This is a genomic window from Haloarchaeobius amylolyticus, from assembly GCF_042678045.1.
GTDB lineage: Archaea > Halobacteriota > Halobacteria > Halobacteriales > Natrialbaceae > Natrinema > Natrinema amylolyticus_A.
The window spans coordinates 356,705-372,656 of record NZ_JBHUDI010000009.1 but is presented as its reverse complement, the minus strand read 5'-3'; the positions used below and the strand labels follow the sequence as shown (position 1 = coordinate 372,656).

At 64.6% G+C, this 15,952-nt stretch carries 15 protein-coding genes; 10 read left to right on the top strand and 5 right to left on the bottom strand.

Features of this window, described 5'->3' with window-relative positions; genetic code table 11:
- Window positions 1–92 precede the first annotated feature (92 nt).
- The 7 genes from ACFR99_RS15565 (at window position 93) to ACFR99_RS15535 (ending at window position 7,579) form a co-directional block, all read left to right on the top strand.
- Window positions 93–1,562, top strand: coding sequence for an extracellular solute-binding protein (locus ACFR99_RS15565; RefSeq protein WP_390289060.1), 1,470 nt, complete (start codon window positions 93–95; stop codon window positions 1,560–1,562).
- The gene (locus ACFR99_RS15560) at window positions 1,552–2,589 is read left to right on the top strand and encodes a carbohydrate ABC transporter permease (protein WP_390289057.1); all 1,038 of its coding nucleotides are present in this window, start codon (window positions 1,552–1,554) and stop codon (window positions 2,587–2,589) included. The genes ACFR99_RS15565 and ACFR99_RS15560 overlap by 11 nt, the downstream gene beginning before the upstream one ends.
- The gene (locus ACFR99_RS15555; protein WP_390289054.1) at window positions 2,589–3,620 is read left to right on the top strand and encodes a carbohydrate ABC transporter permease; all 1,032 of its coding nucleotides are present in this window, start codon (window positions 2,589–2,591) and stop codon (window positions 3,618–3,620) included. Before ACFR99_RS15560 ends, ACFR99_RS15555 begins: the two co-directional genes overlap by 1 nt.
- Before the next feature lie 9 nt (window positions 3,621–3,629).
- On the top strand, window positions 3,630–4,814 hold the full coding sequence (locus ACFR99_RS15550; protein WP_390289051.1) for an ABC transporter ATP-binding protein: 1,185 nt from the start codon (window positions 3,630–3,632) through the stop codon (window positions 4,812–4,814).
- A 268-nt stretch (window positions 4,815–5,082) separates the two neighbouring features.
- On the top strand, window positions 5,083–6,150 hold the full coding sequence (locus tag ACFR99_RS15545; RefSeq protein WP_390289047.1) for a Gfo/Idh/MocA family protein: 1,068 nt from the start codon (window positions 5,083–5,085) through the stop codon (window positions 6,148–6,150).
- 129 nt (window positions 6,151–6,279) lie between these two features.
- Window positions 6,280–6,525 (top strand): DUF7127 family protein, encoded by a 246-nt coding sequence (locus tag ACFR99_RS15540; protein WP_390289044.1) that lies wholly within the window; start codon window positions 6,280–6,282, stop codon window positions 6,523–6,525.
- An 85-nt stretch (window positions 6,526–6,610) separates the two neighbouring features.
- On the top strand, window positions 6,611–7,579 hold the full coding sequence (locus ACFR99_RS15535; protein WP_390289041.1) for a sugar phosphate isomerase/epimerase family protein: 969 nt from the start codon (window positions 6,611–6,613) through the stop codon (window positions 7,577–7,579).
- A gap of 12 nt (window positions 7,580–7,591) precedes the next feature.
- Here ACFR99_RS15535 and ACFR99_RS15530 read toward each other — a convergent pair whose 3' ends face one another.
- Window positions 7,592–7,897 (bottom strand): HalOD1 output domain-containing protein, encoded by a 306-nt coding sequence (locus ACFR99_RS15530; protein WP_390289038.1) that lies wholly within the window; start codon window positions 7,895–7,897, stop codon window positions 7,592–7,594.
- A 153-nt stretch (window positions 7,898–8,050) separates the two neighbouring features.
- Entirely contained in the window at window positions 8,051–9,448 is a 1,398-nt protein-coding gene (locus ACFR99_RS15525) for a cryptochrome/photolyase family protein (protein WP_390289035.1), read from the bottom strand.
- A gap of 277 nt (window positions 9,449–9,725) precedes the next feature.
- Here ACFR99_RS15525 and ACFR99_RS15520 point away from each other — a divergent pair, with 277 nt between their 5' ends.
- From ACFR99_RS15520 to ACFR99_RS15510, 3 genes are all read left to right on the top strand, one after another.
- Complete coding sequence (locus ACFR99_RS15520; RefSeq protein ID WP_390289032.1) at window positions 9,726–10,889, top strand: tubulin/FtsZ family protein; 1,164 nt, start codon at window positions 9,726–9,728, stop codon at window positions 10,887–10,889.
- Between the two features lie 189 nt (window positions 10,890–11,078).
- Entirely contained in the window at window positions 11,079–12,074 is a 996-nt protein-coding gene (locus tag ACFR99_RS15515) for an MBL fold metallo-hydrolase (protein WP_390289029.1), read from the top strand.
- Window positions 12,075–12,196: 122 nt separating this feature from the next.
- A complete protein-coding gene (locus ACFR99_RS15510) occupies window positions 12,197–12,382 on the top strand; it encodes a hypothetical protein (RefSeq protein WP_390289026.1) in 186 nt (61 codons plus the stop codon).
- Window positions 12,383–12,426: 44 nt separating this feature from the next.
- Here ACFR99_RS15510 and ACFR99_RS15505 read toward each other — a convergent pair whose 3' ends face one another.
- The 3 genes from ACFR99_RS15505 to ACFR99_RS15495 form a co-directional block, all read right to left on the bottom strand.
- Window positions 12,427–13,134: a 6-hydroxymethylpterin diphosphokinase MptE-like protein gene (locus tag ACFR99_RS15505; RefSeq protein WP_390289023.1), complete on the bottom strand. Its 708-nt coding sequence runs from the start codon at window positions 13,132–13,134 to the stop codon at window positions 12,427–12,429.
- A 200-nt stretch (window positions 13,135–13,334) separates the two neighbouring features.
- Window positions 13,335–14,528: a dihydropteroate synthase gene (gene folP, locus ACFR99_RS15500; RefSeq protein ID WP_390289020.1), complete on the bottom strand. Its 1,194-nt coding sequence runs from the start codon at window positions 14,526–14,528 to the stop codon at window positions 13,335–13,337.
- A 57-nt stretch (window positions 14,529–14,585) separates the two neighbouring features.
- Window positions 14,586–15,797, bottom strand: coding sequence for an AMP-binding protein (locus tag ACFR99_RS15495; RefSeq protein WP_390289017.1), 1,212 nt, complete (start codon window positions 15,795–15,797; stop codon window positions 14,586–14,588).
- Window positions 15,798–15,952 lie beyond the last annotated feature (155 nt).

Sequence of the window (15,952 nt, the reverse complement as noted above, 5' to 3'; positions counted from 1 at the left end):
CGTCGGAACCGGCACGACGACTCGACAGTCATGCTTTATTACAATATTTATAACCAACAACTAAGTTCGGGGCCGTGGACTGATTACTGGTCATGGGACGCGATACTGCCGGCGGACGCGACCGGTCGCGCCTCGAGCGGCGGTCGTTTCTGAAGGCTGCGTCAGGAGCGACTGCGGCCGGCGCCATCGCCGTCACCGGTTGTCTCGGACGTGGTCGCCAGCCGGGAACGGTGGTGATGACCGCCGCCTCGGACGTCGCGGGGATCATGCACAGTGACGGCGACGGGCCGTCGATCCAGCAGGCGCTCTGGGACGCTGGCCTCGACCAGGACATCCGCGTCGAGATCCAGACCGTCGTGAGCGATTCCGCATCGCGGATGCAGACCACCCAGTCGGCGCTCGAGGCGGGACGTTCTCCACCCGACATCCACATGATGGACAGCGGCTGGACAGTTCCCTTCATCCTTCGGAACCAGACTGTCAATTTGAGCGAACAGTTCACGGACGAGACGCTTCAGTACGTGAATGATAGTTACCTCGAAGCGATCCTCGAGACGGCGCGTGATCCCCAGAACGGCGACCTCCACGCCCTACCGCTGTTTCCGGACCTCGGCTTTACCCTGTACCGTCAGGACCTCATCGAGGACGCCGGCTACAACACGGGCAGCTGGGGAACCGATCCACCGAGTTGGGAGGAGTTTTCGGCGGCGGTGCGCGACGCGAGGGACCAGGCCGACCTCAACTACGGGTACACGACGCAGGCGGCCGCCTACGAGGGACTGTCCTGCTGTACGTTTAACGAGGTAATGACCTCGTGGGGCGGGGCGTACTACGGTGGGACCGAGAACCTGTTTACCGCCGGGGAGCGACCGATCAGCGTCAACGAGCAGTCGACCATCGACGCGATCCGGATGATGCGCTCGTTCATCGAGGGAGAGGAGGACAACACCCTCGATGGCTACCCTCAGATCTGTCCGTCGGCGATCGTCCAGTGGACGGAACAAGAGTCACTCAATCCGTTCTCGAACGGCGAAGCCGTCTCGAACCGCAACTGGTCGTACGCAATCGCGGAGACAGGGACGGAAGACGCCTTCGGTGAGGACCTCGGAGTCATGACGAGGCCGTATGCGGTCTCCCAGGAGGAAGCCGAGTACGAGGGAACCGGCGGAACTACCGCGGCACTTGGCGGCTGGAACCTCGCGGTGAGTCCGTTTTCGAACCGCCAGGAGGAGGCGCTGCAAGTCCTCGAGGCGTTCGCCACCGATACGGTCATGCTCAGCGTCTTCGAGCTCGGCGGCTTTCTCCCGCCGAACCTCGAGCTGGTCGCGGAAGCCGATCAGAGCGACGTTGGTCCCGTCGCTCGCTACGCCGACGTGGTCCAGTCGGCCAGCGAGAACGCGATCCCACGGCCGGCGACCGACCTCTGGCCGGAACAGTCGGCGCTGATCTATCAGGGGATCAACGCGGCCTATCGCGGCGTACAAGCGCCCGAAGTGGCGATGAACGATCTCGCGAACGAACTCGAGCAGAGCGAAGCGGAGGTACAAGCAAATGGCAACTGATACGGACGGATTGATCGGCGGAGAATCCGAACGGAGACCGGATCGTGAGCGGACGGGCAATGCAGTCATCAACTGGATGGAAGGCCTGAGCGAGGCGGCCTACGCGTACCTGTTGTTGTTGCCGGCCTTTGCGCTGCTGACGCTGATCGCGTTCTATCCGATGGTGCGGACGTTCCTCATGTCGCTTCGCGCAAACCAGACGCGGGGACTGGACCCGCTCGGTGGCTTCGTCGGCATCGAGAACTACGTCGACATCCTCGCCGGGAACGCACGGCTCGCCCGGCAGTTCCTCGACGTGGGGCTGACGTCGTCGTTCCCCTTTATCGAGCTCGGTACCCCGTTCTTCCAGCAGGCGCTGTTCGTCACGCTCGCGTTCGCGGTCATCAGCGTCGTCGTCGAGACGGTGATCGGGTTCGGGCAAGCCTACGTGCTCGATCAGGAGTTCACGGGGCGGCGCTGGGTCCGCGTGGCGATCATCCTCCCGTGGGCGGTGCCGATCGTCATCCAGGGGATGATCTTCTTCCTGCTGTTCCAGCCGACGGTCGGGTTCGGCTCCGACCTCATGCAGAGTCTGGGGCTCTTCAGTGCGACGCCGCTGGCCAACAGCCGGGATGCCTTCATCATCATTCTGGTGGCCGACATCTGGAAGTCGTCGGCGTTTATGGCCTTGCTGATCCTTGCGGGGCTCCAGAGCGTCGACCGGAACCTGTACGATGTCGCACGCGTGGCCGGTGCGTCACCGTGGCAGCGGTTCAAGATGATCACGCTACCGCTCGTCATGCCCGCACTTCTCGTCGCGATGCTGTTCCGGACGATGGACGCGATGCGGGTCTTCGGACTAATCGAGTCGACGGCCGGCTGTACGACCGTGCCGTCGCTGAGCTGTCTCGTCGTCGAGGCGATGTTCGGCGGGACGCGCATCTACGCGACGGCCGCCGCAGTGGCCTTCGCGACGGCGTTGGTGATCGGCCTGATCATCGGCGTGTACGTACTGCTCTTCCGTGATACCGAAGGAGGGATGTACTGATGACCGATCCAACAGACGACACTGACTCCACGACCGTGACCGAGTCGACCGACAACAGCGAGCGCGACCCGACACTGCATCGCCCTGACGGCGGGACCGTCCTCGAGGACGACCGCGACGCGGAACTCGACCGCGGCCCACTCCAGCAGTGGGTCGCGGACTCCATCTCCCATCCCGAACGGGTCTACCGGGCGATGTTCTACGTCGCGGCGATCTTCTTCCTGTTTACCACACTATTCCCGTTCTACTGGCTGCTCATGGTCGCGCTGACGCCGGAAGGGCAACTGCAGGACATCGTCTTTACACCCAACGGCTTCAATCCGGGTGCATTCGTCGAGGTCTTCGAGGTCATCCCCTTCCACATCTACATGTTCAATAGCTTCGTGATCGCACTTGCATCGACAGTCGTCGTCCTCGTCATCGCCAGCCTCGCGGGGTATGCCTTCGGCCGTCTCGAGTTCCCCGGTCGGACGCCGTTGATGCTACTGGTGCTGGTGATCTCGTTTTTCCCGCCAGCGGCCTTCTTCATCCCGCTAAACGACCTCTTCAACACGTCGTTCGCGATCCTCGAGCCGATCACCGGCGACGGTACCCTCTACAACACGCCGTTCGCCATCGTGACCCCGCTGTCGGCGATCTTCATGCCGCTGGCGATCTTCATCCTCACGACGTTCTACTCGCAGATCCCGGACGGGTTAGAGGACGCGGCCCGCGTCGAGGGGACGACCCGGCTGGGCGCGCTCTTCAGAGTCATCATCCCGCTGTCGGCACCCGGTGTCGCGACTGCGGGCGTGTTGACGTTCATCGCCGTCTACAACGAGTTCTTCTTCTCGTTCCTGATGACCGACGGCCAGCCCCAGAACTGGGCGCCGATCCTCGACGGCATCCTCGCCTATCAGGGGCAGTATCAGGTGTTGTACAACCTCATGGCTGCTGCGAGCATCCTCGGGGTGATCCCCGTCGCGATTCTCGTAGTGATCGCACAGGAAAAGATCGTGAGCGGACTGACTGCAGGCGCACTCAAGGAGTAAGACAAGACAATGGCACGAGTACGACTCGAGAACATCACGAAACGGTACGGAGAAGAAACGGCAGTCGACGATATCAGCCTCGAGGTCGAAGACGGTGAGTTCGTCACCTTCGTCGGCCCCTCCGGCTGTGGGAAGTCGACGACGATGGAGACGGTCGCGGGGCTGACCCAGCCCACGGAAGGTCGGGTGTACATCGGCGACGACGACGTCACCGACCTCGCTCCGAAGGACCGGGGTGTCGCGATGGTCTTCCAGAACATCGCGCTGTTCCCGCACATGGACGTCTACGAGAACATCTCCTTCGGGCTCCGACTGCGAAAGTACGACGACGAGGAGGTCCGGCGTCGCGTCGAGCAGGCTGCCGATATCGTCCAGCTCGAGGGAATGTTAGACCGGATGCCGGCGGATATGTCCGGTGGCCAGCAACAGCGGGTCGGCATCGCCCGCGCGATCGTCCGCAACCCGGACGTGTTCCTGATGGACGAACCGCTGGCGAACTTAGACGCGAAGCTGCGGGTCCACATGCGCACGGAGCTCCAGCGACTCCACCGGGAACTGGACGCGACGGTCATCTATGTCACCCACGACCAGGCCGAGGCGATGACGATGTCGAACCGGATCGCCGTCTTGAACGACGGGAAACTCCAGCAGATCGCCCCGCCGCTGGTCTGTTACAACGAACCGACGAACCGGTTCGTCGCCGGCTTTATCGGCTCACCCTCGATGAATTTCTCCGACGGTGAGGTCGTCGACGGCGGCCTCGAGACGAGCAACTTCACCGTCGACTTGGATGCCACGCGGCTGCCGGGGGTATCGGTCGGCGACACTGTCACGCTGGGTATCCGGCCGGAAGACGTCCATCTGACTCGGTATGCCGACTCGCTTGCCGCGCCGACCGATCCGATCGACGCCAAGACTGACGTGCTCGAGCCCATGGGTGACGAGGTGTTCGTCTACCTGCTGCTGGCCGAGGACGTGGAAGGGTCGATGGAAGAAGACCCCGCCACGTCGCCGAACCAGTTGCTAATGAGTGTCACCCCCGACACGGAGATCGAAGCAGGCCAAGACGTCGACGTCGTGTTAGACCGCTCGAAGATCCACCTCTTCGATGCAGACACCGGCGACGCACTGGTCCACGGCATCACCGGCCTCGAGGGATCAGAGCCCGGCGCAGCGCCGACGGAAGCCGAATAGCCTCCCAACGGACCCGATTCACACACCGATCGCGTCGTAGTCCCTCCACCTCGCTGGCGACGACCGGTCGTGTGCGATCGGGGGCTGGATCAGTCCGGCTGCTGATAGAACAGGTCTCCCGAATCGGCGGCCGGAGGAAGCGATCTTCGATCCACGCACTCAGTTGGCGATGGAGAGAAGTCGCTCGAGCCGAATGATTTGATATAGCGGGAATGGGTGTATCGGACTGAAACGAAACGGCCGCGGACAGCACACCAACGACATCGAAATGATACAAGATCGATCCGATATCAACGCTGGAATCGTCGGGCTCGGCAACATCGGCCAGTATCACGCGGAACGACTCGTCGAGCACGGCGTGACACTCGCCGGTGGCATGGACGTCGCCGCCGAGGCACGGACACGCTTTACCCGCCGATACGACGTCGACGTCTACGACGATCATCACGAGTTGTACGATACCGTCGACGCCGTCATCATCACGACACCGAACAAGTACCACGAAGAGTACGCGGTCGACGCCTTCGAACGGGACCTCCACGTTTTGCTCGAGAAGCCACTCGGTCACTCCGTCGACAGCGCAGAGCAGATCGCCGAGGCAGCCGCGGATTCGGACGGCTATGCCATGGTGGGGTTCAACAACCGGTTTGCGAACACGGTCCGGATCGTGAAAAACCGTATCGATCGGGGAGAACTCGGCGACGTGTCACACGTCGAGGCCAACTACGTCCGTCGGCGCGGGATCCCGGGCCGTGGCTCGTGGTTCACTCGCCGGCAGATCGCCGGCGGCGGTGCGCTTATCGATCTAGGCGTCCACGCAATCGATCTGGCGTTATACCTGCTCGGGTACCCCGACGTCGAGGAGGTAAGCGGCGTGGCTCGCAGTGAGTTCGGCTCCCGCGAGGAGTACGCCTATCTCGACATGTGGGCCGAGGACGCAGGTCCCGGCGGGTTCGACGTCGACGATTCCGCCAGCGCCTTCATTCGGTGTGCGGGGAACCGAACGATCTCACTCGAGGTCGCATGGGCGACCAACCGGCCGGCCACCCACGAGTTCATCGCTCGCGGGACCGACGCCGCCGCCCGCTTCGACCTCCTCGAGGGCGACCTTTCTATCTACTCGGCGAGCAGCATCGGTCCGGATCACCTCGAGGACACGTCGGTCGAGACGCGCCAGAACGATACCCATTCGGACGAGCAGCAGGCCTTTTTCGATCGGATCGCCAACGACGGGGAGCGCCAAAACACCGTCGAGGAGGCACTCGCAGTCCAGCGGGTCATCGACGGGATCTACGACTCGAGCGAAAAGGGACGGACGGTCGCACTCGAGGACTGATGCTCCCGGTGTTGGCACACCCGTGGCACCGCAGCCGTCCTGCGGTCACACCGGCAACTCGGTGCCAGAGCGTGGCTGACGAGCAGTATCGGGCACGACGTTTACGGTCGTGAGCCACCAAGAGGGCGTATGGAAACGCCCCCTGAACTGAAAGCCGCAGCAGGCGAGACGACAGATATTACGATCACCAACCGCGAATACGAGGACGAAAGCGTCATCGCCGTCGATTTCGGCCCCACCGGCGAGACGCCGACAGTCGACGTCGTCGACGACACGGCGATCGTCATCGTCGGCGACGAGCAGTTCGAGTTCGCCGTCCCAGACGACGCCGACGACGTGACCGTCAACGGCGGGGTTCTGACGATCAGCGGCTGACTCGACCACGTCCGGAGTCGACACCCGCCGCCACCGAGTGAATGCCAGCCCTCGTTTTATTTCGCCGGATGTGGTCGCTGTCCCCATGAAGATCGGCGTTCACACTCCGCCGCTGGCCGACGAATCGCTCGAGAAAGCCCTGCCGTATCTCGACGGGCTCGGCGTCGGCGCGATCGAACCCGGCGTCGGCGGCCACCCGGGAGACGACCACCTCACCCGATCGGCGTATCTCGACGACGAGAGCGAACAGGCCGAACTCACCGACTTGCTCGCGGAGTACGACATGGAGATCAGCGCGCTCGCGACGCACAACAACCCCTTGCACCCGGACGAGGAGCGTGCCGAACACGCCGACACCGAACTCCGTGAGGCGATCCGGCTGGCCGGCCAGCTCGAGGTCGACGCCGTCACTTGCTTCTCGGGACTTCCAGCGGGCAGTCCGGCCGACGAGACGCCCAACTGGATCACCGCACCCTGGCCGCCACAACACGCCGAGGCACTCGAGTACCAGTGGGAACGAGCGATCGAGTACTGGGGCGAGCTCGCCGATCACGCTGCAGATCACGACGTCGACGTCGCGATCGAGATGCACCCGAACATGCTGGTCTACGAACCGCATGGGATGGCACGGCTACGCGAAGAGACCGGCGACCGGATCGGCGCGAACTTCGATCCCTCGCATCTCTACTGGCAGGGGATCTCCATCACCGACGCGATCCGGTATCTGGGCGAGCGCGATGCGATCCACCACGTCCACGCCAAGGACACCCGGATCTACGACGCACAGGCTCGCGAGAAGGGCGTCCTCGATACGACGCCGTACGAGGACGAGCCGAACCGGTCGTGGCTGTTTCGCTCGGTGGGATACGGCCACGACGAAACCCACTGGAAGGATATCGTCTCCACGCTACGGATGGTCGGCTACGACGGTGCGCTGAGCATCGAACACGAAGACTCCCTGACCAGTTCGAGAGAAGGCCTCGAGAAGGCGATCGACCTGCTCGGGCGGGCGATCTTCGAAACCCAATCCGGGGAGGCGTACTGGGCAGAGTGAGCCGCCGAGTACCTACCCCTCGACCGAACTGTTGAGCGAGTCGGTCGACGACCGCTCGCGAACCTCGACGCCGTCAGCATGGACGACGACCTCGTAGCCCTCGTACTCGAAAGAGACCACCGCGTTGCTGGCACCGCCAGCAGTCGTGGTGAACAGGTCGTCGAGCGCCTCAGGATTGACGACCGTAAACAGCGGGTCGTACGCCGGGGGCTCGACGTCGGTGACGTCGACGCCCTCTTCGGCGGCGATGGCCTCGATGATCGCCTGCGACGGAGGGGCCGCCCCGTCAGATACCGACGTTTCATCCGAGGTGGACATACTAGCACTCTATGGCGTTCTGGTTCATAAGGATGTTGTCGAAGGCCGTAATTTAGTATCCAATGGTAATGTATTTTCCGCAATACTAGGTGGTACCGATCAAGAATCGCTCTCGGATCGGCGTCACGGTCGGCCGCGTGTCCGCTCTGCCGATCACTCGCCGCGGGCCCGTTCGAACAGGTCGATCGCTCGCTTCCGGCGTTCGGCGTGGTCGACGATCGGCGCCGGATATGCAGGAGCCACCCGTTCTCGTTCAGCCGGCTCGAGTTCGTGCCAGCTGTGGATCTCGTCGGCGGTCGCGTCGGCGAGTTCGGGGACGTACTCGCGGATGTACTCGCCGTCGGGGTCGTACTCCCGCCCCTGTTTCATCGGGTTGAACACCCGGAAGTACGGCTGGGCGTCGGTGCCGGTCGAGCCCGCCCACTGCCAGCCGCCGACGTCGTTCGCCGTGTCGTGGTCGGCGAGTTTCGCCCGGAACCAGTCGTAGCCCGCTCGCCAGTCGGTCAGGAGGTCCTTGGTCAGAAACGAGGCGACGAGCATCCGCACGCGGTTGTGCATCCACCCCTCCGCGAGAAGCTGGCGCATCCCCGCGTCGACGATCGGATACCCCGTCTCGCCGGTCTGCCAGGCCTCGAGCTCGGCCGGGTCGTTCTGCCACTCGATCTCGTTCTCGTAGCCGCTGAAGTTCTCGGTGACGGTTTCGGGGTTGAACGCCAGCACGTGGGCGTAGAACTCCCGCCAGGCGAGTTGGCGCTGGAACGCACGGACGCTCTCGCGGTCGTCGTCCGTCTCCGCCCGCTGGGCGGCTCGTTCGGTCGCCGCGTACAGTTCCCGCGGGCCGACCGTCCCCCACTTGAGATGGGGGGAGAGCCGCGAGGTCCCGCTCTCGGCAGGGTAGTCGCGTCGCGCCGCGTAGTCGTAGATCGGCCCCGAACAGAACGCCGCGACGCGCTCTCGAGCGGCCGCCGTCGTCACCGTCGGCGGCGTCGCCTCGGGGTCGTCGAACCCCAGGTCCGCGAGCGACGGGATCGGGTCGCCCGAGACAGTAGCGAGGTCGCCCGGATCGGGCTCGTCGGCCGGGTCCCGTTTCTCGCGGTCGCGCCACTTCTTCCAGAAGTAGGAAAACACCGCGTAGTGTGTGCCCTGATTCGGCGTGATCGACCCCGGTTCGTGGTGAATGGCGTCGTGGATCGACTCGCACGTGACGTCGGCGTCCTCGAGCGCTGCCCGAACGGCTCGATCGCGCTCCGCCGCGAGGCCGCTGTAGTCCTCGTTCCAGACGACGCGACGCGCGTCGTACTCGGTTGCGACCTCGGGGACGACCGCGCTCGCCTCGCCGCGGACGACGAGCAGGTCGCTCCCGCGCTCGCGGTACCACGTCCGCAGGTCGTCGAGGGCCTCGAGCAGACACGCGACCCGGATCGGCGAGGCGTGCTCGAGGACGGTCGGATCGAGGACGAACAGCGGAACGACCGGCCCGTCGCCAGCGGCGCGTGCGAGCCCGCGATTGTCGCTCGGGCGGAGATCCCGGCGGTGCCAGTGTACGATCACACTCGAACTGACGACTCGTGGAGGGAAAATATCGTGTTTCCGGCGATCCGTGAGCGACGGCCGGACGCGAGTGTCCCCAACGATCACCGATCAATGAACGTCGTCGTTGGAAGAGTATAATGAGTCCGTGAAAGTCTTTGGTCCATTCGTATGCCGGCCATAACAATGCCTGCGTCCCCGGACCGTCGTGGTGTGGAACCCGTTCCCACGTCACTGGGACGCGCCGATCCTCGCCGATCGGTCGCGGCCACCCAGGGAGCGGCCACGAGAGACAGCTATGAAACTCGCACTCATCGGCTTCGGTCAGGCAGGCGGGAAGGTCGTCGACGAGTTCCTGGCGTTCGACGCTCGAGTCGACGGCGGCTTCGTCGAATCGGCGATCGCAGTCAACTCCGCGACGACGGATCTCAAGGGGCTCGAGCACGTCCCGACCGAGAACCGCGTCCTCATCGGACAGGCTCGCGTCAAAGGCCACGGCGTCGGTGCGGACAACGAACTCGGCGCGGCAATCGCCGAGGAAGACAGCGACGAGATTCAAGGCGCGATCGATCGGATTCCGACCCACGAGGTCGACGCGTTCCTCATCGTCGCCGGCATGGGCGGCGGCACCGGCAGCGGCGGCGCACCGGTGCTCGCGAACCACTTACAACGGATCTACACCCAGCCCGTCTACGGGCTGGGTCTCCTGCCGGGGACCGACGAGGGTGGTATCTACACGCTCAACGCCGCCCGGTCGTTCCGGACGTTCGTCGACGAGGTCGACAACCTGCTGCTTTTCGACAACGACGCCTGGCGCAGCGCCGGCGAGTCCGTCGGCAGCGGCTACGACCGGATCAACCGCGAGATCGTCGAACGGTTCGGCCTCCTCTTTGCCGCCGGCGAGGTCCAGCAGGGCGACCACGTCGCCGAGAGCGTCGTCGACTCCTCGGAGATCATCAACACGCTCTCGAGCAGCGGCGTTTCGACGATCGGCTACGCGAGCGAGACGGTCGAGACGAACGACGGCCTGCTCGCCTCGCTGACCGGCGGTGGCGAGACGTTCGACGAAGGGACGGCAACCAACCGGCTGACTAGCCTCGTCCGTAAGGCGACGCTCGGGCGGTTAACATTGCCCTGCGACGTCGCCAGCGCAGATCGCGGCCTCGTCGTCGCCACCGGTCCGCCGTCCCACTTGAACCGCAAGGGCGTCGAGCGCGGCCGCCAGTGGCTCGAGGACGAAACCGGCAGCATGGAGATCCGCGGCGGCGACTACCCGCTCCCCGACCGCGACGAGGTCGGTGCGATCGTCCTGCTGTCGGGCGTGACCGACGTGCCACGGATCGACCAGCTCCAGCAGGTCGCGATCGAAGCACAGGAGACGACCGCGGACGTCCAGGCCAGCGCCGACGAGGAGTTCGCGTCGCTGATGGACACCGGCGGAGAACTCGACGCGCTATTTTAGACGATCGATTCGGCTCGTCCTCGAGCGAGCCGTGCTCTCGGAGCCGGCCGTTCCCTCGCCGGGGTCGAACAGGGCGACTAATACGGTCTACTGTCAGTCAGTGCCGGTGGGACCGCGACCGCCCTGCGGTCCCACCGGTAAATCGTGACAGCAAACCGTATAAGGGATCTCGAGCCGGACACTCGCGTCATGGCTGCTGATTCCGTTTCGCGAATCGACGTCGGCGGGGACGGACCCGAAGGTGGCAACAGCGCGTATCTCGTCGCCGACCGCGTCGTCGTCGACCCAGGTCCACCGACCGACCGAGCGTGGCGGGAGCTACAGGCGGGTCTCGAGCGCGCCGGCGTCGCTCCTGTGGCCCTCGAGTACGTCCTCGTTACCCACTGGCACGCAGACCACGCCGGGCTCGCGCCGCGGCTGGCCGAGGTAGCCGACGCGACGCTCGCGATGGGCGCCGGCGACGCACCACTGGTAGCCGACTACGCACGCGAACGCGAACGCCGCCTCGAACGTGACGCTGCGGTGATGCGACGCTGTGGGGTGCCGACCGCAGCGGTCGACAGCGTGATCGAGGGCGATTCGATCTCCCCGATACCCGACGAGACGCCGGTCGAACGGCTCGCGGACGGGGATCGGATCGCGGGGCTCGAGGTCGTTGCGACCCCAGGCCACACGCTCGGCCATACGGCCTTCGCCGGCGACGATTTCCTGCTGGTCGGCGACGCCGTGTTGTCGACCATTACACCGAACGTCGGGGGCAGCGATACCCGGACGCTCCGGAACGACGGACGCGAGTCGGAGGCAGCGTCCGCGACCGACACCACCGAATCGGGGGTCGAACGCGATCCACTTGGAGCGTTTCGTGCGACGCTCGAGCGACTCGCCGATCGCCCGGAACGGCTGTTGCCCGGTCACGGAGCCGCGATCGAACGGGGACGCATCGCGGAGATTCTGGATCACCATCGGGAGCGGTCCCAGCGGGTGCTTGCGGCGCTCGAAGGCGACGAGCCGACGACAGCCGCGAAAACGCCGTGGGCGGTCGCCCGCGAACTGTTCGGCGATCTCGAGGGCATCCACGTCAAGTTCGGTGCCGGCGAAGCGGCGGCACACCTGCAGGCGCTCGAAGGCGAGGGCCTGGTCGAACGGGTCGCCGACGACCCCGTTCGGTACGACGTCGTCCGCTGAGTGTCGAGAAAGCGGGCGCTCGAGGCCGTAGGGGCCGATTACCGCATCAGATCGAGATCAAATCCCGTTTCAGTTCGTATAACGAGACAATAACGAATTGTGATATTCGCAACTGACCGGCCATGCGGGGTCAGAAGAACGATCCGAAGCGGCAGTCGACGATGCGGAAAGCGCTCGCAGCGGTCCTGTGCCGGCGTGACGATCACACGGTCATCGAGGAGTGTCGACGGTGTGGAACGACACTCGAGTCGGAGGTAACGTGTCCGTCCTGTGGCAGCAGCGATATCGTCGAGTATCGAATCCGGTGAGCAACACGTGGCAGACGGAGAAAACGAATCCGACAACGTCGGCGCTACGGCTCGGCGACGGGAATCGCGTCGGTATCGATCGCGTCTCGCCGACCGTCGAGAATCGCAAACCGCTCGTCGCGGCGCGACTCGAGCCAGTAGAGGAGTCGTTCGGCCCACTCGAGTTTGCGCGCTTTCACGGGGTCGACTGCGGGATCGTCGAAGTCCCAACCGACGAAGGTGAGGCTCGCGGCGTCGAGGTGGTCGGCGAGAAAGGCCGCTCGATCGCCGTCGGTGAAGCCGCCGTAGTTTCGGACCGGGCCGCGGGGCGTGGCCTGCGTCGTGGGGAGGACGTGGGAAACGTCACAGTCGGGAACGACCCTACGGATCGCCTCGAGATTGTCACCGTGGGCGTGGACCGCGACTGGAACGCCGCGTTCGGTGAGTGCCACGACGGTGTCGGGATTCTTGTCGAGATCGGTCACCATGCAATCGACGTCGATTCCGTGGCTCGCAAGGGTGTCGACGGCAGTCGAGGCGGCGACGATGGCGTCGGCCGCGCGCGCTCGCTCGAGAGCCCGCTCGGTCTCGAGCGATGGACCGGCACCGGCGACCGCGACGGTCGCGCCGCGGATTTTCGAGAGCCCAGCGGGATCGAACGCTGTCTCGAGTAGCGACGCGAGGAGGTCTCGTCCGCGCTCGTCACCGGCCCGGTCGTACCCGAAATCACGCAGGATGGCCTCGTAGACCGGTTCCCACTCGTCGAACTCCATACTCGACTCGTGCTCGGCGCTGTACGCGTTTGTGTGTTCGGTCTCGACCGACACCGCAGAATGGATCCAGTCGTCACTGGGAAGCGTAGTACCGCAATAATTCCGTGTTGTGGGCCGGGGGTCGCCTCCAAAGTACCCCTACCCGGGAGGCCGCCCGGCGTCCACTTCCCAATTTCGAAGCCTCCGGCATAAGCTTTCTCTTAACGCAGCAGCCCTGACAGCTTTTCACCGAGTACCCCGAGACGGCCGGTCTCAGCTGCGAGCTCGCCAGCAACGCCGGAAACGTCAGCTGTCGATCCTACGAGCAGATACGAGCCGTCAGTCGCGCGTCTGACGACCGCTCCCTGTTCGGCCGCGATGGCCGCGAGCCGATCATTCGCGTCGGGATCGAGGCCGTCGAACTCGAGGAGTTGGCCCTGCCAGTTGTCAGCGACCGCGGGATCGACACCACGCTCGCGAAGCTGCGTTCGGAACTCGCGGGTCGAGTGGGCGTCCAGTTGCGAGACCTCGAGTCCGTCCGCGGTCGCGCTCGCACGCTCGGTAAACGCCTTCCCGATCAGTGCTGCATCGCGCGTCTCAGCGACATCGTGGGTCCGGATCACGTGCGCGCCGTGCTCGACGGCCATCGCGGTCGCTGCGAGGCTAGCCGGGAGCCGCTCGTCGGTCTCGCGGCCGGCGATCTCGCCGAGGAAGTTCTTTCGGTTGATCGAGACCAGCAGCGGCCGCTCGAGCGCCCGAAACTCCCGCAGTCGACGGAACGTCTCGCGGTCGTCGGCGAGCGTCTGGGCCTCGCTCCAGCCGCCGAATGCGGGGTCAACGATCGTTTTGTCGGTCAGGCCGTTCTGTTTCAGCGCCTCGTAGACCTGATCGACGTAGTCGGCCTGTGCGGCCCACTTTGGTGATTTCCGGGCGGCCCAGTCGGTCTCCTCGACGGCACCGGGGCGCTCGATATCCGGCGGGCTCGCCATCTTCGCGACCGCGGCGTCGTGATCCTCACAGACTGCAGGCATCTCCGGATCGGCGAAGCCACAGATATCGTTGACCATGTCGAAGCCCTTCGAGAGAGCCTCGTCGGCGACGTCGGCGTAGCGGGTCTCGATCGAGAAGATCGCGTCCCCGGAGACGCTCTCGATCGTCTCGAGCGCGATGTGGAGTCGGTCGAGTTCCTCCTCGGCCGAGAGCACCTCGAAGCGTTTGTTCGCCGACTCGAGGCCGATGTCGACGATGTCGGCTCCTTCGCCGATCAGTTCCTCGTCGACGTACTGGGCCGCCTCGCCGGGGTCGTCGTAGACGCTCGGATCGTACGGCGACTCTTCGCTGATGTTCAACACGCCCATGATCCGGGGTGGATACTCGTCACCGATCCCCAGGCCGGCGGCGTCGACGCTGTCCATACCCCGTCTGTGGCGGCGACGCCAAAAGGCATCGTGGTTCCGGCGAACGGTGCTCGCTCACGTCGCCGCCGTCTCACGGGCAGCGTCGGCGTCCTCGGCGAGAAAGACCGTCCCGTCCTGGGCGGTCGCGGGAACGCCGGTCCTGAGCCAGCACGTGCCGTCGATGGTAACAGTCACGTCGTCGGTCAGCGACGGCCGTTCGTAGTAGGCAGCCATCGAACCTGGCCCGCTGACGGCGAGTTCCCCGCCCGTCGGTCCGCTGACGACGCGAGCTCGCGCGTCGGAGAGCGGTCGGCCGAGCCAGCCGGCGTCGATGTCCTCACGCGTGCGAACGTGGGTGATTCCCGTCTCCGGCCGGCCGACGAGCCGGACGGCGTCGTCGGTCTCGGCCACCTGGTCGACGGTCGTCGTGGGCATCGCGTCGACGATCGCGAGCCCGCGTCTGGCCATGCTCGTCTCGCTCGCTCGAAGCGCGTCGTACTGCGCGGGGGTGACAAAAGCCCGATCGACGTCGGTGGCGACGAGCAACGACCGGATCGTGTCCGGGTCCGGGCTTGCGACCGGTCGGTATCGGCCACCGCTGACGAGCGTCGCGTTCGCACCGAACAACAGCTCGATCGGGTTCGAGAGCGGACACGCCCCGAGGTGTGCCTCGAGCGTGGTACTCTCCTCGTCCCGACAGATCGTCGCCCCGGCAGCGGCACTAGCGCTGAGAGCAGCGTGCGTGTAGACGACGGCGAGTGGCTCGTCGGTGTCCCGCTCGAGGTACGCGATCAGCCCCGGTGTGTCGTCCGCACATCGCACGACATCGATCCCGGTCCGCGAGTTTGCGCCGTTCATCCCACCGTTATCGAGGAAGTCAGGAAAGTCAATTCCCATCCGCGCGTCGCTGTCGACGGTGACCGCGACGCGCAACGGCTCGCTGCTCGCGAGCAACCCCATGATCGGACTCGAGTCGGTGACCAGTGCCTTCGCCTCGGTCTCGTTCAATACGTGTCTGACGTCCCAGCTTTCGTACGACTGTGGGAGGGTAACGGGGACGCAACCGGCTCTAAGCGTCCCGTAGACGGCGATCAACACGGCTCGCGGATTCGAGGTGTGAATCACCACACAGTCGCCGGCCGAAATCTCCCGGTTCGTGAGCCCACCCGCGAACGAGTTCGTCGCGGACCACAGCTGTGAGAACGTCATCGAATCGTCGCGCTCGAGTGCGACCGCCATCCGGTTTGCCATCACGGACGTTTGGAGTTCGGTAACGAAGTTCGTCATCAGTTGTAGTTTGGAATTAGGCTATGTTACTATAAGATTTCAGTCCAATCTAGATTAGCACCTATTTGTTCACCTAGTGTCGGTTTTCGACATCACGTGACCAATATATAAGGAGCAGTAGTCGTCTAGAGAGACTGATTGAAAAAGAGACGACA